This is a genomic window from Photorhabdus noenieputensis (assembly GCF_018448935.1).
Taxonomy (GTDB): domain Bacteria; phylum Pseudomonadota; class Gammaproteobacteria; order Enterobacterales; family Enterobacteriaceae; genus Photorhabdus; species Photorhabdus noenieputensis.
On the sequence record NZ_RCWC01000015.1, the window covers coordinates 75,811 to 96,489 of the forward strand.

Consider the following 20,679-nt stretch of genomic DNA (forward strand, 5'->3'; position numbering starts at 1 on the left):
TGGTTATCAACGGATAAAAGCGAATTCTGGCAATGGGATGAAAAATAAACGTACCCCTTTTCGTGATTATACGGCTGAATCAGCCCTATTTGCTCGCCGCGCATTAGTGGCGTTTATTATCATCCTGGTACTGACTGGTATCCTGATTGCCAATCTTTACCATTTACAAATTACTCGCCACGAAGACTATCAAACCCGTTCAAACGAAAACCGTATTAAACTGGTTCCAATTGCACCAAGCCGCGGCATCATCTATGACCGTAACGGCACACCATTGGCGCTTAATCGAACCATCTACCAGTTGGAAATCATCCCCGAAAAGGTAGAAAACCTTGAGCAAACGCTGAATGATTTACGTAATGTTATCGATCTGACTGACGAAGACATTGCCAATTTTGAAAAAGAGCGTAAACGTTCGCGCCGCTTTACCTCTATTCCATTAAAAACTTCTCTTGATCATATTCAAGTCGCACGCTTTGCCGTTAACCAATATCGTTTCCCTGGTTTCGAAATAAAAGGCTACCAACGTCGCTTCTATCCCTATGGTTCAGCACTGACACATATCATCGGCTATGTTGCTAAAATTAATGATAAAGATGTAGAACGACTGGATAAAGAAGGTATTTTACCTAATTACGCAGCTACCCATGACATCGGCAAACTGGGTATTGAACGCTACTATGAAGCTGTTTTACACGGCAAAACAGGTTATGAAGAAGTCGAAGTGAATAACCGAGGCCGAGTGATACGCCAATTACATGAACAACCACCACAGGCCGGACAAGATATCTACCTCACTATCGATCTCGAATTGCAGACCTACATTGAGAAACTCCTCACAACCAGCCGTGCTGCGGTCATTGTCAGTGATCCACGTAATGGGGAAATTCTGGCGCTGGTATCTAACCCAAGCTATGATCCAAACCTCTTCGTAAACGGTATCTCCAATAAAAACTACCAGGAACTATTAAACAACCCTGATAGACCGCTTATTAATCGTGCTACTCAAGGGCTCTACCCTCCCGCTTCAACAGTGAAACCTTTTATTACCGTTGCAGCACTAAGCACAGGTGTTATCAATAAAAATACCACCATTTTTGATCCGGGTTGGTGGCAATTACCGGGTTCAGAAAAACGCTACCGTGACTGGAAACGTTGGGGGCGTGGTAGTATCAATGCACACAAAGCCATTGTAGAATCGGCGGATACTTTCTTCTATCAAGTTGCCTATGATATGGGAATTGATCGTCTATCTGAATGGATGACCAAATTTGGCTATGGCGAAAACACTGGCATCGACCTAGCCGAAGAACGCACCGGTATCATGCCTACTCGTGAATGGAAACAAAGAAAATATAAAAAACCTTGGTACCAAGGAGATACCATTCCTGTTGGTATCGGCCAGGGATATTGGACAGCAACCCCCATTCAAATAGTAAAAGCGCTGATAACCTTAATTAACGACGGTAATGTAAAAACACCACATCTGCTGCTAAGCAAGAAGCTGAAAGGTGAGATGATCCCTTATCAACAAACAGAAAATATTCAGATTGGCGATATCCATTCAGGATACTGGGAATTGGCAAAAAGCGGTATGTACGGCGTTGCTAACCTGCCAAACGGCACCGGCCACAAGAGTTTTATCGGCACGCCTTATAAAGCAGCCGCCAAATCGGGAACAGCACAGGTCTACAGTTATGAAACCTACAACGCCAGTAAAGTTGCCGAGCATTTACGAGATCACAAGCTGATGATTGCTTTCGCCCCTTATGAGAATCCGACAGTAGCCCTTGCCATTATTTTGGAGAATGGTGGCGCAGGTCCAGCAGTGGGAACCCTTGTTCGCCAAATCCTCGACCATGTACTGTTAGGGGATAACAACACAACATTGCCAAATGCTGCCCCTACACCTCCAGGAACAGAAAGTGACTGATTAACGCTATGACAGAAAATCAAAAAAGGGTTCCTCTCTGGACCAGATTACATATCGACTTACCGTTACTACTGTGCATTTTGGCCTTGCTGATATACAGCGCTTTTGTTATGTGGAGTGCCAGCGGTCAAGATATGGGTATGATGGAGCGCAAAATTGGCCAAATTGGCGCGGGGCTGGTTATCATGCTCATCATGGCGCAGATTCCGCCAAGAGTTTATGAAAGCTGGGCACCCCATCTCTATATTGTTTGTGTCATTTTACTGATTTTTGTCGATGCTTTCGGGCAAATAAGTAAAGGTGCGCAACGCTGGCTGGATTTAGGCATTATCCGCTTCCAACCTTCTGAGATTGCCAAGATCGCAGTACCACTGATGATCGCACGCTTTATGAACCGCGATTTATGTCCCCCATCGCTGAAAAATACCACCATCGCGCTGATGCTCATTTTTCTGCCGACTTTACTGGTCGCCGCTCAGCCAGACTTGGGAACTTCAATTCTCATCGCGGCTTCCGGTCTATTCGTCCTGTTCCTTTCGGGCATGAGTTGGCGGTTGATTGGTATCGCAGCTCTGCTGTTAGCCTGTTTTATTCCCATTTTGTGGTTCTTCCTGATGCATGGCTATCAGCGCGATCGCGTCATGATGCTACTTGATCCAGAAAGCGATCCACTAGGCAAGGGTTATCATATTATTCAATCAAAAATCGCGATTGGCTCCGGTGGTTTATCAGGTAAAGGTTGGCTATTAGGAACACAATCTCAATTAGAATTCCTGCCAGAACGTCATACAGATTTCATATTTGCTGTACTGTCGGAAGAACTTGGTTTAATTGGCGTATTACTGTTATTAGCATTATATATGTTATTAATTACACGCGGACTGGCCATCGCAACCAGGGCACAGAACACTTTTGGCCGGGTTATGGTCGGCGGTCTAGTGTTAATCCTGTTTGTTTATATCTTCGTCAATATCGGCATGGTGAGCGGTATCCTGCCTGTAGTAGGCGTTCCCTTGCCATTTGTCAGTTATGGCGGCTCAGCGTTAATTGTCTTAATGGCTGGTTTCGGCATTATTATGTCGATTCACACACACCGAAAATTGTTGTCTAAAAGTTTATAGAGAAGAGGTTTCAATGCGTCAACACTGGCTTATACTTGGCATGATTGCAGCCCTGCTATCCGGCTGTACTACTCCTGACAAACAAAAACCTTCCCCGTTACCAGCAGTACCAACGCAGGATGTTCTGGGAGCAGAACCTCGCTACGAGCCTTATCACCCTAGCGCCAATAATGATTATCAGGTGAACGGACATACTTATCACATTGTGCAAGATCCTTCTCAGTTCAGTGAAACAGGTTATGCGAGTTGGTACGGTGAAGAATCTAGCGGCAAAATGACCGCAATTGGTGAGCGTTTTAATCCTTATGCGCTGACAGCCGCCCATCCTACCCTGCCAATTCCAAGTTATGTCCGGGTGACCAACTTGAGCAATGGCCGTATGATGATTGTTAGAGTCAATGACCGTGGTCCTTATAAACCAGGACGGATTATCGATCTATCGAAAGCTTCCGCTGAACGCTTAAACCTGACGCAAAGTACCAAAGTCAAAGTTGATTTTATTGAGGTTGCCCAAGACGGTTCTGTATCTGGTCCCGGTACCATTGGCAGCCAGATAGTTAAACAGAGTTACGCTCTACCGGGTAGACCAATGCTGACAACCAGCCCGCTGGGAACACCAACAATGGAGAACGTTCCTGATCAGACTGGCAGCCAGCCTTTAACAAATCAGCCGGTGGGACAGGCTCAATCATCGATGGCACAACCGGAAACTACCGGTCAACTACCCGCAATGAAGCTGCAACCCCCTAAACCTGTTACAAACAGTACTTCGACAGCAACCGCGCCAACAACCGCCTCAGCAAATGGTTTTATGGTTCAGGTTGGCGCTGTTAGCAGTGAACAACGAGCAAAAGAGTGGCAACAAACACTAGCTCAACGCTTTAATGTTCAAGGACGCATAACTCAATACAGTAACGTTTATCGTGTACAGTTGGGGCCATTCAACAATCGCCAGCAAGCTGCCGATTTACAACAAAAACTGGCTGACCAGATACAACAATCTTCTTTTATCGTCAGTCCCTAATCGTTTTCTTACTGATATCTCACTTTGATTCAGATATCAGTAAGAGGAGTAAAAAAATGTAAACCTGAGTCTTGTCAAAATTTGGCAATGTCACTATTTTTTTCATTTGCTATGATGTGGCTCGATATCAACCTTTTCTCACGGATGCTGTCCAACCGACCATGAAATATACAACCACTTCTCATTTTATAAAAAGCGCCACCTTGGGTATGGCGCTGGCAATAAGTGCTTCTGCCTTTGCCGATGGAAATGATGTCAACCTGAAAACGATGATCCCAGGCGTGCCTCAAATCGATGCGGAAGCTTATATCCTTATCGACTACAATTCAGGCAAAGTTCTGGCTGAGATGAATGCAGATGCCCACCGTGATCCTGCCAGTCTGACAAAAATGATGACCAGTTATGTTATTGGTCAAGCCATTAAATCAGGCAAAATCCACCCAAATGATATGGTCACTGTTGGTACTGATGCATGGGCAACCGGTAATCCGGTATTTAAAGGCTCTTCCCTGATGTTCCTCAAGCCAGGCGATCAGGTCTCGGTTTCTATGTTATCCCGCGGTATAAACTTGCAATCCGGTAACGATGCCTGTGTTGCAATGGCAGATTATGTTGCCGGCAGCCAAGAGTCTTTCGTTAATTTAATGAATGGTTATGTGAAATCCCTTGGATTAAAGAATACGAATTTCAAAACCGTTCATGGTCTGGATGCAGAAGGCCAATACAGCTCTGCCCGCGATATGGCGCTGATTGGTCAAGCTCTGATCCGTGATGTGCCCGAAGAGTACGCCATCTACAAAGAAAAAGAGTTTACCTACAACAATATTCGCCAGACAAACCGTAACGGCTTGTTGTGGGATAAAAGCTTGAATGTCGATGGTATCAAAACCGGTCACACTAGCGCTGCGGGCTATAACTTGGTTGCTTCTGCAACGGAAGGCGATATGCGTCTGATCTCTGCGGTATTAGGCGGCCACACTCATAAAGGCCGGGAAACAGAAAGTAAGAAACTCCTAACTTGGGGTTTCCGTTTCTTTGAAACTGTTGCTCCTGTGCAAGCAAACAAAGAATTTGCTTCTGAACCCGTCTGGTTTGGAGATAACGATAGGGTTCAGTTAGGTGTTGATAAAGATGTTTATCTGACTATTCCCCGAGGTCGTCTGAAAGATCTGAAAGCCAGCTATGTCATGAATAATAGTGAATTACATGCGCCCCTGACGAAAAGTCAAGTCGTCGGTACTATCAACTTTCAACTTGATGGCAAGACTATTGAACAGCGGCCTTTAGTCGTCATGAATGAAGTAAAAGAAGGCGGCATCTTTAGCCGCTTTATCGATTACATCAAGCTACTATTTCATCATTGGTTTGGCTAATTCTTGAGATAATTAAGCGATAAACAGAGCCCGCCAAAGCGAATCGGGCTACCGCCCGATCGCAATAAGCACCCCCGCGTTTTAAAACGGGGGAAAGTATTAAATTTTACAGAAAACACTGACCGTACATATCGCGGAAAGCAAAACAGGAGCGCCCATGAAAACGAAATTAAATGAACTACTTGAGTTCCCTTGTTCATTCACTTACAAAGTGATGGGCTTGGCGGAACCTGAGCTAGTCAATCAGGTCGTTGAAGTAGTTCAACGCCATGCGCCGGGCGATTACTCTCCACAAGTAAAACCAAGCAGCAAAGGCAACTACCACTCAGTATCCATTACCATCAATGCGACTCATATTGAACAGGTAGAAACGCTGTATGAAGAGTTAGGTAACCTTGAACTGGTACGGGTCGTGTTGTAATAGAAGCCAAAGAATCCCCTATAATTTCACAGGGGATTCTTTATCTATCAGAAATACCACTGTTTCAGGCGCACTAAACTGGTGAGAACCTCTTCCGAGGGTTATACTGACCAAATCTTATAGCTATCAAATGAAGTTTCAATTGCAACATAAAACGATTTTCTTACGTCAATTAGGAATACAACCCTACGGGCCGATTTCTGATGCAATGCACTTGTTTACTGAGCAGCGAGATACCAATACACCTGACGAAATCTGGCTGGTACAGCATCCAAAAGTCTTTACTCAAGGACAAGCAGGTAAAGCTGAACATTTGCTGTCCCTCGGTGATATTCCGATTATTCAATCCGATCGTGGTGGACAAGTCACCTATCATGGCCCTGGTCAGCAAGTTATGTATGTCATGATTGACATCAAACGCGCCAAAATTGGTGTACGGCAACTGGTTACGGCGATAGAGGATACTGTCATTAAAACCCTTGCTCACTTTGGTGTGGAAGCCTATGCCCGTCCGGATGCCCCTGGTGTCTACGTCAATGAAGCCAAAATTTGCTCTCTTGGATTACGGATACGTAAAGGTTGTTCTTTCCACGGATTAGCCCTCAATATCGCAATGGATTTAGAACCCTTTTTACGTATTAACCCTTGTGGCTATGCTGGCATGAAAATGATTCAACTCAGTGACTTAGTTCCTAGAATTACTGTTGAGCAAGTACAACCTATTTTGGTGGAGAAATTTTGCCAACAGTTAGGATTTAAACTGAACAATTAAAGATGCTATAATTTTTTAACATTTTTCAAAAATTTTTTAATAGCTTATCATACAGTAGATTGAATGATAAATCTCAACCTGATGAATTTAACACTGGAACCGGCACGATTATGAGTAAACCAATTCAGATGGAACGCGGCGTTAAGTACCGTGACGCAGACAAAATGGCGCTGATCCCTGTCAAAACAGTGATGACCGAACGTACAGAAATCTTGCGTAAACCTGAGTGGATGAAAATCAAACTTCCTGCGGATTCCAGCCGCATTCAGGGCATCAAATCTGCCATGCGCAAAAATGGTCTGCATTCCGTTTGTGAAGAAGCGTCCTGCCCTAATCTGGCCGAATGCTTCAATCACGGTACAGCAACCTTCATGATCCTTGGCGCAATTTGCACCCGTCGTTGCCCTTTCTGTGATGTTGCACACGGCCGCCCAATGGCACCTGACACCAACGAACCGGTAAAACTGGCACAAACCATTAAAGATATGGCTCTGCGCTACGTTGTCATCACCTCCGTTGACCGTGATGACCTACGTGACGGTGGCGCTCAACACTTTGCTGATTGCATTTCTGCTATTCGTGAAAAAAATCCATCCATCAAAATTGAAACCTTAGTGCCTGACTTCCGTGGGCGTATGGATCGCGCACTTGAAATACTGACAGCGACACCGCCCGACGTCTTTAACCATAACCTGGAAAACGTACCCCGGGTTTACCGTCAAGTGCGCCCTGGAGCAAACTATGAGTGGTCACTAAAATTACTTGAAAAGTTTAAAGAAGCCCACCCTGATATTCCAACTAAATCAGGTCTGATGGTCGGCCTCGGTGAAACTAACGAAGAAATTCTTGACGTTATGCGTGACCTGCGCCGCCACGGTGTTACCATGCTGACCTTGGGCCAATATCTACAGCCTAGTCGTCATCATTTACCGGTACAGCGCTACGTCAGCCCACAGGAATTTGATGAAATGAAAGAAGAAGCGTTAGCTATGGGTTTCACCCATGCCGCCTGTGGTCCATTTGTCCGTTCTTCTTATCATGCTGACTTGCAGGCCAAAGGTGAAGAGGTCAAATAACCCAGTTTCTTATACCCTATGGATTTCAAGCTGCATCGCGGCGGCAAGGGAGTGAATCCCCGGGAGCATACAAACTATGTGACCGGGGTGAGCGAGTGCAGTCAACAAAGAGGCAACTTGAAAGATGACGGGTATATTATGATTAATATTATTCTGGCTGTATTTATCGGAGGTGGCTTAGGCAGCGTATTACGCTGGTTTATCAGCCTCCGCCTTAATAATATTTTTTCTAATATCGCGATTGGCACCCTTACCGTTAACTGTATCGGTGCATTAATTATCGGGCTGGGATTGGCCTATTTTAATAAATCTACCCATCTCGATCCGGCTTGGAAATTGATGTTGACCACCGGTTTCTGTGGAGGTTTAACAACCTTTTCCACATTTTCTGTTGAAGTTGTTTATCTGTTACAAGAAGGGAAACTGGGATGGGCACTGGGAACAATTTTGCTTAATCTTTTTGGGTCATTATTAATGACCATGTTAGCTTTTGTATTGATGCATGAACTTTAAATTAAAATTACCTACATATCACACAAGCCAAAAAAAACCCGTTGAAATAACGGGTTTTCGAAATACGGAGTTAAAATCAGATAGCGACAACGTTTACAGCAGATGGACCTTTAGCGCCGTCAGTGATTTCAAACTCTACTTTTTGACCTTCTGCCAAAGTTTTAAATCCGTTACTCTGAATAGCAGAGAAATGCACGAATACGTCTTTGCTACCATCTTCTGGAGTGATAAACCCGAATCCTTTAGATTCATTAAACCACTTAACGTTACCTTTAATTTTTGACATCAAACTTACCTTTAACGTGAAAATTAAGACACAAAATCTGTGTCACATACAGTACAGCAAATAAGTTGGTTCATTGTCTACAACCAAGATCACGAAAAGCATAATAAAATACGATAGATGTTATCTTTAATTTAGTTTTACTACTAAATAATACACATATATAAATATCTATAACCCTCCCTGGTCTTTTATCACACAATTTATCTAATAAACAAATGACTAGGTTTTTTCATGCTCCAATAGCCAACTTTTAATATTCAAACCTCCGGTATATCCCACCAATTTACCATCATGTCCAATAACACGATGACAAGGCACAATTAATGAGATTGGATTCCGGGAATTAGCCATTCCTACCGCGCGACAATAATTAACAGAACCTAATGCTAATGAAAGCTGCTTATAACTCCATACTTCTCCAAATGGGATCTTGCATAGCTGTAACCATACACGCTGCTGGAATTCAGTTCCTGTTGGGTTGAGTGGAACAGAAAACTCAGTACGCTTACCCGCAAAATATCCTCGTAACTCTTTCACGCACTGCTTAGTAATATCATTTTTTACTTCGGGCGCTGTTTTTTCATCAACAAAATATAGACTGGTCACCCCCTTATCATCCGCAGTGATATGAATATACGGTTTAGGAAATCCTTTGGGTGTATCAAAATAGTGATGATACATAACCACCTCCATTGAAAAAAATATCAATCATTATAGGGATTAGAGTAAATCGTCTTTTCGACAAATTGCAATGATGAATTCAGTTGCTCCCTTACCACCGACTAGAAAACTTAAACTTGTCTAAAGACGAAAAACTTGCCAACAAACAGAGAATAACCAACATTGTAATTTTAATGATAGTCACTCGATGTAAAATTAACACCATATATAGTATGGTTGAAATAAAATTTCACTATATATAGTATAGTTCAAGTTATGGCCTTTAGTAAAATTATTACTCATGAACCAAATTTTGCCATTACATGCCCACAAACTGACAAAGGAGTCGTTAATGAGCATTACCATTTATAGCAAACCGGATTGCGTACAATGCAACGCAACCTATCAGGTGCTAAGCCGAAGAAACATTCCTTATCAGATTGTCGATTTGACCGAAAATCCGCAGGCTTTAGCGACTATCCGTGCTATGGGCTACCAGCAAGTTCCTGTGGTTGTCGCAGGCACACAGCATTGGTCAGGATTTCGTCCTGATAAAATCAACGCATTAACCGAGAATTTATAGGTTTATTATGAACATAAATCCGCTGATCTATTTCTCCAGTTCATCCAGTAATAGCCATAGATTTGTTCAAAAACTGGAGATACCAGCCCTTCGTATTCCGATCAATCAATCAGGCAGCCTATTAAACATAACCTCTCCTTACATTTTACTGACACCCAGTTATGGTGGTGGCAGTGCCAAAGGTGCTGTTCCACCACAAGTGATCCGGTTTTTAAATATCGCCAAAAACCGAGCATTAATCCGGGGAGTCATCGCGGCCGGGAATACAAACTTTGGCGAAGCTTACGGCATTGCTGGACGGATAATTTCAGAGAAATGTCAAATCCCCCTCCTATACCGTTTTGAACTGTTAGGTACTGAAGAAGATGTACAACGGGTACACCAAGGTATCCAAAGATTCTGGCAACATGATTCATTTTAGAGAACACGTAATTATGACTTTTCAAATTAATGCACAACAGGATTATCATGCTTTAAATGCCCTGCTCAATCTGTACGATAGTGAAGGAAAGATTCAATTTGATAAAGACAAACTGGCTATTCATGACTACTTTAGCCAACATGTAAATCCAAACACGCTATTTTTCGATAGCTTAAAAGAGAAGTTGGATTTCCTCCAACAAGAGGGATATTACGAAACAAGCGTGCTGGAGCAATACGATTTTGCTTTTATTAAAAAACTCTTTCAGCAAGCCTATAGCAAAAAATTCCGCTTCCAAACCTTTCTGGGCGCATTCAAATATTATACCGGCTATACTCTGAAAACCTTCGATAATAAACGTTATCTGGAACGCTATGAAGATCGGCTATGCATGGTAGCATTGACCCTGGCCCAAGGCGATCAGATGCTGGCTTGTCGTCTGGTGGATGAGATGATCAGTGGCCGTTTTCAACCAGCAACGCCAACCTTTCTTAATTGCGGTAAGAAACAGCGAGGAGAATTGGTTTCCTGTTTCCTGCTGCGTATTGAAGACAATATGGAATCCATCGGACGTTCAGTGAATTCAGCATTACAGCTTTCAAAACGTGGTGGTGGTGTCGCATGCTTACTCAGTAACCTGCGGGAAACGGGCGCACCGATAAAAATGATTGAAAATCAATCATCAGGTGTTATCCCAGTGATGAAAATGCTGGAAGATGCATTTTCATACGCCAATCAACTCGGTGCACGTCAAGGTGCAGGTGCGGTTTATCTTCATGCCCATCACCCCGATATTCTCCGTTTTATGGATACAAAACGGGAAAATGCCGACGAAAAAATCCGTATAAAAACACTCTCTATTGGCGTCGTTATTCCTGATATCACTTTTAATCTGGCTAAACATAATGAAGATATGTATCTATTCTCACCTTATGATATTCAACGGGTTTATGGTGTGCCAATGTCTGAAATTAGCATTACAGAAAAATATGCTGAAATGGTGAATAACCAACACATTCGGAAATCAAAAATCAATGCCCGTGAATTTTTCATGACGTTAGCTGAGCTCCAATTCGAGTCTGGTTATCCCTATATTATGTATGAAGACACGGTGAATAATGCTAACCCGATTAAAGGTCGGATTAATATGAGTAATTTATGTTCCGAAATTTTACAGGTTAACAGTGCCAGCGAATATGAAGATGATTTAAGTTACCGCCATATTGGAAAAGATATTAGTTGTAATCTGGGATCAATGAATATTGCTCATACTATGGATTCACCTGATTTTGCCCTCTCAATTGAAACGGCCGTCCGTGCTTTAACCTCGGTATCAGACATGAGCCATATCCGTTCAGTTCCTTCCATCGAAAAAGGAAATCAGGATTCTCATGCTATTGGTTTGGGGCAAATGAATCTTCACGGCTATCTGGCAAGGGAAAAAATTCATTATGGTTCTGACGAGGGAATAGATTTCACCAATATCTATTTCTACACCGTCACTTATCACGCTCTGCGTACTTCCAATCAGATCGCCATTGAGCGCGATAGTTACTTTAAAGGTTTTAAAGATTCTCGTTATGCCAGTGGTGAATTTTTCAATAAATATACAGAAAGAGCATGGCAACCTCAGACAAAAAAGGTCGCTCAATTGTTTGAACAAGCAGGAATAACCATTCCTAATCAACAAGACTGGCTTGCATTAAAAGCCTCAATTATGGCTCACGGTATTTACAATCAAAATCTCCAAGCTATTGCGCCTACAGGTTCTATTTCATATATCAACAATTCAACCTCAAGCATTCACCCGATTGTATCCCGTATTGAGATCCGTAAAGATGGTAAAACAGGACGAGTATATTACCCGGCACCATTTATGACGAATAGTAATCTTGAATATTACCAAGATGCTTACGAAATAGGACCGGAAAAGATTATTGATACCTATGCTACCGCCACTCAACACATCGACCAAGGATTATCACTGACACTTTTCTTCAAAGACGATGACACTACCCGTGATATTAACAAAGCGCAAATTTATGCCTGGCGTAAAGGAATTAAAACACTTTATTACATCCGCCTGAAACAAACTGCTCTGGAAGGCACAGAAGTACAAGATTGTGTTTCATGTTCACTGTAAAACGAATTCTGGAAATTTATTATGATTAGTAATCCCATACGCGCAATTAACTGGAACCGAATTGAAGATGACAAAGATCTAGAAGTTTGGAACCGGCTGACAACTAATTTTTGGCTACCGGAAAAAATTCCATTATCCAATGACATTCCTTCATGGAATACCCTGACGACAGAAGAAAAAGAGCTGACTATTCGGGTATTCACCGGGCTGACACTGCTGGATACGATTCAGAATACGATTGGCGCTCCAGCGCTAATGGAAGATGCTCTGACACCTCACGAAGAAGCGGTTATGTCCAATATTAGCTTTATGGAAGCCGTTCACGCACGTTCTTATAGTTCTATTTTTTCAACATTATGCCTAACAACTGATGTAGATGATGCTTATCGCTGGAGTGAAAGGAATGTTTCATTACAGAATAAAGCCAAAATTATATTAAATCATTATAGTTATCATCATCCATTAAAGAAAAAAGTCGCCAGTGTTTTTCTTGAATCATTTTTATTCTATTCAGGTTTCTATTTACCTATGTATTGGTCAAGCCGAGGAATATTAACAAATACAGCCGATTTAATCCGACTAATTATCCGAGATGAAGCCATCCACGGTTATTATATTGGATATAAACTCCAACAATCATTAAATAAATATTCAACATTAGAGAAAAAAGAAATTAAAGAATTCACTTTTTCATTATTATTAGAATTATACGAAAATGAAATTAAATATACAGAAGAGCTTTATGATATTATTGGCTGGAGTGAAGATGTTAAAAAATTCTTGCATTATAATGCCAATAAAGCGTTAATGAATCTTGGCTATGAAACCTTATTTCCTCCAGAAATGACAGATGTCAGCCCTGCAATCCTCTCTGCATTATCACCAAATGCCAATGAAAACCATGATTTCTTTTCTGGTTCAGGTTCATCATATGTTATCGGTAAAGCAGTTAATACTGAGGATGAAGATTGGAATTTCTAAAGAGAATAATTTGATTTTATATAGAATACTTCAAAATAACCATAATACTCTAATATTTTAATCGCCATATTATTGAGCTTGTTTTTTAAACGATAAAACGCCATAAGAACCCTATATTTTTATGGCATTTTTTCATGATTGTTGCCATTTCTATGGATATTTTTTGCCATCTCCACCTCTTATTATCATCCGAAACAACAAAAAACATTAATATAGCTAATTGATTTTAAATTAAATTTCATTCCAATTAGATATAATCAACACTATAAACTAATAATCGATTCCATTTACGATATAGCGAATGATTCATTTGGTAATTAAATGTAAAAATATATTAATAACAGCAACATAGAATGAAATTATCCTTTCAATAACCACATTAATTTATATGAAATAAATGGCCAATAACAATGAAATTACTACAAATATATCTAATTTAAATCATTTAATATTACCATTTTTTACATTAATTATCATTAACATAGGGTTGTCAGGCTCTCTCAGTATGTTAGGGTATATATATTCAATGAATCATGCAGAGATGAATAATGCATAACACCATTACATAACCATTGAAAGGAAAGTAACTATTTCATGGCAATTAAACTTGAAGTTAAAAACCTCTATAAGATATTTGGCGATCATCCAGAATATGCTTTCAAATTATTGAATTCAGGCTTAAACAAAGATCAGATATTTGAAAAGACAGGCATGACTGTTGGTATACAAAATGCCAATCTGGCCATTGAAGAAGGCGAAATATTTGTCATCATGGGATTATCAGGCTCCGGCAAATCCACAATGGTACGCCTTCTCAATCGTCTGATAAAACCGACTCGCGGCCAGGTATTAATTGACGGTGAAGATATTTCTGAAATTTCAGAAACAGTGTTAAGAGAAATTCGCCGTAACAAAATCAGTATGGTTTTCCAATCATTTGCACTGATGCCACACCTAAACGTACTGGAAAACAGCGCCTTTGGTATGGAACTTGCTGGTATCGCCAAACAAGAGCGCGATCAAAAAGCGCTGGACGCATTGAAGCAAGTAAACCTGGAAAATTATGCGCAATCCTATCCGGATGAGCTTTCAGGTGGAATGCGCCAACGTGTCGGGCTTGCCAGAGCACTCGCTAATAACCCAGATATTTTGCTAATGGATGAAGCGTTTTCTGCCCTTGACCCATTAATTCGTACAGAAATGCAAGATGAATTACTCAGTCTGCAAGGCAATCAGCCGCGGACTATTGTCTTTATTTCTCATGACTTAGATGAGGCCATGCGCATCGGCGATCGGATTGCCATTATGCAAGACGGTGTTGTTGTACAAGTCGGCACACCTGACGAAATCCTGAATAATCCGGCAAATGACTATGTGAAAACTTTCTTTCGTGGCGTAGATATCAGCCATGTATTTAGTGCTAAAGATATTGCCCGTCGTCGTCCAGACTCCCTGCTTCATATTGCACCCGGTTTTGGTCCTCTTTCTGCATTGAAAGTCCTCGATGACGAAAACAGAAACTATGGTTACCTGATCGAACATGGGCAAAAATTCGCCGGTATAGTTTCCACAAATTCATTGGAAAAAGCATTACGGGAAAAAAAACCTATCGAACACGCCATATTGGCGGAACCGCCCGCGGTTGCCGCGGATATGCCCCTCAATGAGCTGATTGCTGTTGTAGCACAATCACCTTGTGCGGTTCCGGTTGTTGGAAATAACGACAAATATATCGGCGTTATTTCCAAAGGGATGCTGTTGCAGGCATTAGATAAGGAGACACCAAATGAGTAACCAAAACGAACATCAAACTCAGCCTGAACAGAATACACAGGATACCCCTTCCACCGCTGCCGATAATACAGATCCCTGGAGCAACGGGACCAGTGCTGACAATTCAACGGGTTTTGACTGGCTGGATGCCCCCGCAGCTACGGTACAGCCTGAACATTTCAATATCATGGACCCATTCCAACACCCACTTATCCCCTTAGATTCATGGGTAACCCATGCTATTGATTGGATTGTGCTAAATTTTCGTCCTGCATTTCAGGGAATACGCGTCCCCATTGATTTCGTTCTCAGTGGCTTTGAACAATGTTTGACTTCAATACCGGCCCCTATTGCCATTCTATTCTTTGCCCTGATTGCCTGGCAGTTATCAGGCATTGGTATGGGTATTACCGCGCTGATTTCTCTGGTAATTATTGGTGCAATAGGCGCATGGTCTGAAGCAATGGTCACTCTATCACTAGCTCTGACATCGCTGTTGTTCTGCATTATCGTTGGCTTACCACTTGGTATATGGCTGGCACACAGCAAGAGAGCTGCAAAAATCATCCAACCTCTGCTTGATGCCATGCAAACCACACCAGCATTCGTCTATCTGGTTCCGATTGTCATGCTGTTTGGCATCGGTAACGTACCTGGGGTTATCGTCACCATTATTTTTGCTCTACCCCCGATTGTCCGTCTGACAATTTTAGGCATCAAACAAGTTCCGACAGATCTGATAGAAGCAGCCGAATCTTTTGGTGCCAGCCCTCGCCAGATGCTGTTTAAAGTTCAGTTACCTCTGGCTATGCCAACCATTATGGCCGGTGTCAACCAAACCCTGATGCTGGCCCTATCAATGGTTGTTATTGCATCAATGATTGCAGTTGGTGGTTTAGGCCAGATGGTTTTGCGAGGCATTGGCCGCCTTGATATGGGACTTGCCGCAGTAGGTGGCGTCGGGATTGTTATTCTGGCGATTCTCCTTGATCGCCTAACACAGTCTCTTGGCCGCGATAACCGAACTAAAGGGGTAAATCGCTGGTATGCCACCGGACCAATTGGATTAATTACCCGTTTATTCAGCCAAAAAGCATAACCTTCAAAAACACCTATCAAACCACAAGAGTTTGGTAAACACATGATGACTGCAACAGGAGGAAAAACCATGCGCAAAATAGTTATCTGGGCTATATCCCTGTCATCACTGATAAGCTCTCAATTATTCGCTGTCGAATTACCAGGTCAAGGTATCAGCGTACAACCTGTACAAAGCACCCTTAGCGAAGAAACATTCCAGACGCTGATCGTCAATAAGGCATTGGAAAAGCTTGGCTATGATGTCAAACCTATCAAAGAAGTAGACTATAACGTCGCCTATTCCTCTATCGCTTCCGGTGACGCAACCTTTATGGCCGTAAGTTGGGAACCACTGCACAACACCCAATATCAAGCAGTAGGTGGTAATGCAAAATTCTACCGTGTTGGTAACTATGTAGAGAATGCCGCTCAGGGGTACTTAATCGACAAAAAAACAGCGGAAAAATACAACATCACGAATATTGCCCAATTGAAAGACCCTAAAATAGCCAAATTATTCGATACTAACGGTAATGGCAAAGCCGATTTGACTGGCTGTAATCCCGGTTGGGGCTGTGAAATCGCCATTAACCATCATCTTCAAGCTTATGGTTTAAACAATAGCGTTGAGCATAATCAAGGTAACTACGCAGCCATGATGGCAGATACCATTACCCGCTATAAAGAAGGCAAACCCATCTTATATTACACATGGACACCTTATTGGGTTAGTGATGTACTGAAACCGGGTAAAGATGTTGTCTGGCTGCAAGTTCCTTTCTCCGCTATGCCGAACGATGAAAAAATAGATACGAAACTACCAAATGGTGCTAACTATGGTTTCCCACCAAGTATTATGCACATTGCCGCCAATAAAAAGTGGGCAGAAGTCAACCCGTCCGCCGCCAAACTATTTTCTATCATGAAAATGCCTCTCGCTGATATTAATGCCCAAAACCTGCGGATGCATAATGGTGAAGCATCACAAGCGGAGATTGAACGTCACGCCAATGGTTGGATTAAGGCTCATCAAAAATTGTTTGATGGTTGGGTTAAAACTGCCATTGAAGCCGCCGGAAAAAATTAATATTTAAAGCAACAGTGAATTGATATAAAACAATTCACTGTTTTTTTACTGCTATTTTTTCTTACGCAAAATTCTTATTAGAATTTATATTTTAATAATTCCATAGTGTTTTCATCCTAATTATGACAAATAATTAGGATTAATTTCTATTTCACATTCTATTCTCTCGGTTCCACCATTGAATTTGACAATACAAATTCATTACAATGCAAAAAATCCAGCTAGTGACTACAGTTTTATAACAAGTTATTTACTCATCCTCAACCTGCCGTTTAAACATAAGAAAAAACTTTTATGGAAGAAAATATTTCTCGCACGTCATTAAGTCCAGCTTTGATTGCCCTGATAGCAATTGCCACAGGTCTAGCTGTCGCCAGCAACTACTATGCACAACCGCTGCTCGATACTATCGCGTTACAATTTAATCTGACCGCCAATGAAGCGGGATTTATTGTGACTACAGCTCAATTGAGCTATGCCGTCGGCCTGATATTCCTTGTACCACTAGGTGATATGTTTGAGCGACGTGGCCTGATTGTCTCAATGACAATATTAGCCGCCATTGGATTATTGATTACCGCTACATCGCAGAACATCTGGCAAATGCTATTAGGAACGGCACTGACAGGCTTATTTTCGGTAGTCGCCCAAGTACTGGTTCCTCTGGCCGCAACACTTGCCCTCCCCCACCAGCGTGGAAAAGCTGTCGGTACGATTATGAGCGGTTTGCTGCTTGGAATATTACTGGCAAGAACCATATCAGGAACAATGGCGACTCTTGGTGGCTGGCGAACTGTTTTTTGGGTTGCCAGCGTCTTATTGGTGATCCTTTCTTTAACATTATGGCGCTACCTGCCCCGTTATAAACAAGTAACCGATCTCAATTACTTCCAATTACTTCGCTCTATTGCAAAACTCGTTACTACAACCCCTCTTCTAAGAGTGCGCTCTATACTGGGAGCACTGACATTTGCCAATTTCAGCCTGCTATGGACATCAATGGCATTCCTGCTCTCAGCGCCTCCTTTCAACTATTCCGAAGGCGTAATCGGCTTATTTGGGTTAGTCGGTGCTGCCGGAGCGCTGATGGCAACCAAAGCCGGACAACTCGTTGATAAAGGGAAAGGTCCTCTAACCACTACCATTTCTTTGGTGCTATTACTTCTTTCCTGGATACCGATCAGCTTAGCCAAAGAATCATTAATTGGCTTTCTGATTGGTATTTTTCTCCTTGATATTGCGATTCAAGGTGTTCACGTTACGAATCAAAGCACGATATACCGCATTATGCCAGAAGCCAGAAACCGACTCACTGCCGCTTACATGACCATCTATTTTATCGGCGGGGCCTTTGGCTCTCTGGTTTCAGGCTATGCTTACAAACACGCAGGTTGGTATGGCGTTGCCGCCGCTGGCATGGCTATCTGTATAATCAGCCTAATCGTATGGTTTTTGGGCAAAAAGTACGAACCAAAGACGTTGTAAAAAAACAGGCTATGATAAAAAATGCTTAAATAAAAACATTTATGAAACATTTATTAAGGATGATATTTTCTATTTGATTTCCTTTTGTTAATGTTACATAACATTTATATAACCAGATGGACTTTATGCCTGTTTCTGATACATCATCCCCCTTAACCAGTAAAAAATCTTCTTTTACTGAAGGAATAATAGACAGTTTACCTATTGTCATCGGTTACATTCCCGTAGCCTTTGCTTTTGGTCTTAATGCCGTAAAACTTGGCTTCAACCCAATAGAAGCCATTTTCTTTTCATGCATCATCTACGCCGGTGCAAGTCAATTCGTCATCACAGCTTTATTAAGTGCAGGTACATCACTATGGATCTCTGCCCTAACAATCATAGCAATGGATGTTCGCCATGTTCTTTATGGCCCATCTTTAAGGCACCGTATCAGAGATAAGTTAACGGAGAAAAAAACCGTTATCTGGGCTTTTGGTCTGACAGATGAAGTTTTTGCCGCCGCTACCGCAAAACTCATTAAGAACCAACGAAGCTGGAGTGAAAACTGGATGGTTGCTATTGCGATCTGCTCCTGGCTGGCCTGGGGCGCAGGTACCGCAGCCGGGGCATTTCTTGGCAATGGTTATTTGGAATCCTATCCTGCCGTAGAAGCTGCCATGATTTTCATGTTACCAGCCCTATTTCTCAGTTTTCTTCTTGCTTCTTGCAGAAAGCAAAATAGTTATTGTGTTGCAACCGCGCTAACCGGAGCACTGTTGGGGATTACATTCTTTTCAATTCCAGTTGCTATTCTGGCAGGTATTGTCGGTGGTTGTATCGCAGCACTGTTACAACCGCAAAACAGTTGCGATAACTCTTCAGAACAAAAGGAGACACCATGATTGACAGCAAGATTTTGCTTATTGGGCTATTTGTTGGGTTAGCTAACTTTTCATTTCGCTATCTGCCACTGCGATTTGGGAAAGCACGCCAATCTGCCGGAAGGAAAGGTGGAAAAACAAGCATTATTCTTGACAGTATTGGCATTGCATCCATTTGTTCTTTACTCATGGTATCGGGTGTACCTGATGTGATGAAAGAGAGTCAAAAGCTATTTCCTACCCTCATAGGTTGTCTAACCATCTGCTTAATCTTTTACAAAACAAGGAAAATTATACTCGCAACGTTATTTGGCGCACTACTTTTTGGACTAACATTCAAAATATTTATGAATTAGGTATCAATATCAAAAGAAATATGATGATAACAAATAACTACAATTGCTAAATTTATCTTTTAATATACCATTTGGATGTTTGATAACAAAAGTTATCTTACCAGTTGAAACTAATAAGGTATCTAAATAATGGAAAGTTCGTTTACGCCTACCGAAGAATTACTGAATATTCGTGCAGCACAGCAAGCCAAATTAAATAAAGATATCCCTTATCAAGAGATCCTGTTGACTAGGTTATCAATGCACGTCCAAAGTAAATTGCTTGAAAACCGTAATAATATGCTGAAAGCTCAAGGAATCAATGAAACCTTGTTCATGGCCCTGATGATCCTTGATACTAAGGAAAGCCACAGCATTCAGCCATCAGAATTAAGTGCCGCATTGGGTTCTTCCCGTACTAACGCCACTCGTATTGCTGATGAATTAGAAAAGCAGGAGTGGATTGAAAGAAAGGAAAGTCATAACGACCGCCGTTGCCTTCATCTTCATCTGACAGAACAAGGTACAAAATTTTTAAATAGTTTGCTTCCACCTCAACACGAATGCCTGAGAAGACTTTGGTCATGCCTTGACCAGGAGGAACAAAAACAGTTAGAAAAGTTAATGAGAAAATTACTGGTCAGACTTGATACAATGGGCGATTGTATCAAAAAATAGCTTGTTGTTTAATCGATCAATTTTTATCCAAATAATACTTTCCTGGTTAAATTGTTCGAAAACATTTTCCT

Annotated in this window: 21 protein-coding genes; 19 read left to right on the top strand and 2 right to left on the bottom strand. The window is 41.8% G+C overall.

All coding sequences use genetic code 11. The features are described 5' to 3' along the window. Positions 1-37: 37 nt before the first annotated feature. The 8 genes from mrdA (at position 38) to crcB (ending at position 8,233) form a co-directional block, all read left to right on the top strand. Complete coding sequence (mrdA, locus tag EAE91_RS12085) at positions 38-1,933, top strand: peptidoglycan DD-transpeptidase MrdA (protein ID WP_214088711.1); 1,896 nt, start codon at positions 38-40, stop codon at positions 1,931-1,933. Between the two features lie 8 nt (positions 1,934-1,941). Then, the gene (gene mrdB / locus EAE91_RS12090) at positions 1,942-3,054 is read left to right on the top strand and encodes a peptidoglycan glycosyltransferase MrdB (protein ID WP_214088712.1); all 1,113 of its coding nucleotides are present in this window, start codon (positions 1,942-1,944) and stop codon (positions 3,052-3,054) included. 13 nt (positions 3,055-3,067) lie between these two features. Next, positions 3,068-4,078: an endolytic peptidoglycan transglycosylase RlpA gene (rlpA, locus tag EAE91_RS12095; RefSeq protein WP_214088713.1), complete on the top strand. Its 1,011-nt coding sequence runs from the start codon at positions 3,068-3,070 to the stop codon at positions 4,076-4,078. Between the two features lie 161 nt (positions 4,079-4,239). Continuing rightward, positions 4,240-5,451 (top strand): D-alanyl-D-alanine carboxypeptidase DacA, encoded by a 1,212-nt coding sequence (gene dacA, locus EAE91_RS12100; RefSeq protein WP_214088714.1) that lies wholly within the window; start codon positions 4,240-4,242, stop codon positions 5,449-5,451. A gap of 157 nt (positions 5,452-5,608) precedes the next feature. Then, positions 5,609-5,872 (top strand): DUF493 family protein YbeD, encoded by a 264-nt coding sequence (gene ybeD, locus EAE91_RS12105; protein ID WP_011145617.1) that lies wholly within the window; start codon positions 5,609-5,611, stop codon positions 5,870-5,872. Positions 5,873-6,002: 130 nt separating this feature from the next. Continuing rightward, positions 6,003-6,644 carry a lipoyl(octanoyl) transferase LipB gene (gene lipB / locus EAE91_RS12110; protein WP_376744724.1) on the top strand — a complete coding sequence of 214 codons (642 nt, stop codon included), beginning with the start codon at positions 6,003-6,005 and terminating at the stop codon, positions 6,642-6,644. 110 nt (positions 6,645-6,754) lie between these two features. After that, complete coding sequence (lipA, locus tag EAE91_RS12115; RefSeq protein WP_011145615.1) at positions 6,755-7,720, top strand: lipoyl synthase; 966 nt, start codon at positions 6,755-6,757, stop codon at positions 7,718-7,720. 138 nt (positions 7,721-7,858) lie between these two features. Continuing rightward, positions 7,859-8,233, top strand: a complete 375-nt coding sequence (crcB, locus tag EAE91_RS12120) for a fluoride efflux transporter CrcB (protein WP_214088715.1) — start codon at positions 7,859-7,861, stop codon at positions 8,231-8,233. 76 nt (positions 8,234-8,309) lie between these two features. Here the strand turns inward: crcB and cspE are convergent, their stop codons facing one another. Continuing rightward, positions 8,310-8,519, bottom strand: a complete 210-nt coding sequence (gene cspE / locus EAE91_RS12125) for a transcription antiterminator/RNA stability regulator CspE (RefSeq protein ID WP_021323071.1) — start codon at positions 8,517-8,519, stop codon at positions 8,310-8,312. A 219-nt stretch (positions 8,520-8,738) separates the two neighbouring features. After that, a complete protein-coding gene (locus tag EAE91_RS12130) occupies positions 8,739-9,200 on the bottom strand; it encodes a methylated-DNA--[protein]-cysteine S-methyltransferase (protein WP_214088716.1) in 462 nt (153 codons plus the stop codon). A 331-nt stretch (positions 9,201-9,531) separates the two neighbouring features. On the opposite strand from EAE91_RS12130, the gene nrdH reads away from it, so the two are divergent. The 11 genes from nrdH (at position 9,532) to mprA (ending at position 20,608) form a co-directional block, all read left to right on the top strand. Beyond that, positions 9,532-9,762, top strand: a complete 231-nt coding sequence (gene nrdH / locus EAE91_RS12135) for a glutaredoxin-like protein NrdH (RefSeq protein ID WP_214088717.1) — start codon at positions 9,532-9,534, stop codon at positions 9,760-9,762. Positions 9,763-9,775: 13 nt separating this feature from the next. After that, the gene (nrdI, locus tag EAE91_RS12140) at positions 9,776-10,183 is read left to right on the top strand and encodes a class Ib ribonucleoside-diphosphate reductase assembly flavoprotein NrdI (RefSeq protein ID WP_214088733.1); all 408 of its coding nucleotides are present in this window, start codon (positions 9,776-9,778) and stop codon (positions 10,181-10,183) included. A gap of 13 nt (positions 10,184-10,196) precedes the next feature. After that, positions 10,197-12,326 (top strand): class 1b ribonucleoside-diphosphate reductase subunit alpha, encoded by a 2,130-nt coding sequence (gene nrdE / locus EAE91_RS12145; protein WP_214088718.1) that lies wholly within the window; start codon positions 10,197-10,199, stop codon positions 12,324-12,326. A gap of 21 nt (positions 12,327-12,347) precedes the next feature. After that, positions 12,348-13,307, top strand: coding sequence for a class 1b ribonucleoside-diphosphate reductase subunit beta (nrdF, locus tag EAE91_RS12150; RefSeq protein WP_214088719.1), 960 nt, complete (start codon positions 12,348-12,350; stop codon positions 13,305-13,307). Between the two features lie 594 nt (positions 13,308-13,901). After that, the gene (gene proV, locus EAE91_RS12155; protein ID WP_214088720.1) at positions 13,902-15,101 is read left to right on the top strand and encodes a glycine betaine/L-proline ABC transporter ATP-binding protein ProV; all 1,200 of its coding nucleotides are present in this window, start codon (positions 13,902-13,904) and stop codon (positions 15,099-15,101) included. Beyond that, on the top strand, positions 15,094-16,179 hold the full coding sequence (proW, locus tag EAE91_RS12160; RefSeq protein ID WP_214088721.1) for a glycine betaine/L-proline ABC transporter permease ProW: 1,086 nt from the start codon (positions 15,094-15,096) through the stop codon (positions 16,177-16,179). The genes proV and proW overlap by 8 nt, the downstream gene beginning before the upstream one ends. Before the next feature lie 69 nt (positions 16,180-16,248). After that, a complete protein-coding gene (proX, locus tag EAE91_RS12165) occupies positions 16,249-17,247 on the top strand; it encodes a glycine betaine/L-proline ABC transporter substrate-binding protein ProX (protein ID WP_214088734.1) in 999 nt (332 codons plus the stop codon). Positions 17,248-17,541: 294 nt separating this feature from the next. Next, positions 17,542-18,732 carry an MFS transporter gene (locus EAE91_RS12170; protein WP_214088722.1) on the top strand — a complete coding sequence of 397 codons (1,191 nt, stop codon included), beginning with the start codon at positions 17,542-17,544 and terminating at the stop codon, positions 18,730-18,732. Positions 18,733-18,857: 125 nt separating this feature from the next. Beyond that, positions 18,858-19,616, top strand: coding sequence for an AzlC family ABC transporter permease (locus tag EAE91_RS12175; protein WP_214088723.1), 759 nt, complete (start codon positions 18,858-18,860; stop codon positions 19,614-19,616). Next, complete coding sequence (gene ygaH, locus EAE91_RS12180) at positions 19,613-19,951, top strand: L-valine transporter subunit YgaH (RefSeq protein ID WP_244868810.1); 339 nt, start codon at positions 19,613-19,615, stop codon at positions 19,949-19,951. Before EAE91_RS12175 ends, ygaH begins: the two co-directional genes overlap by 4 nt. A gap of 129 nt (positions 19,952-20,080) precedes the next feature. Further along, entirely contained in the window at positions 20,081-20,608 is a 528-nt protein-coding gene (gene mprA, locus EAE91_RS12185) for a transcriptional repressor MprA (protein WP_011145601.1), read from the top strand. Positions 20,609-20,679: the final 71 nt, after the last annotated feature.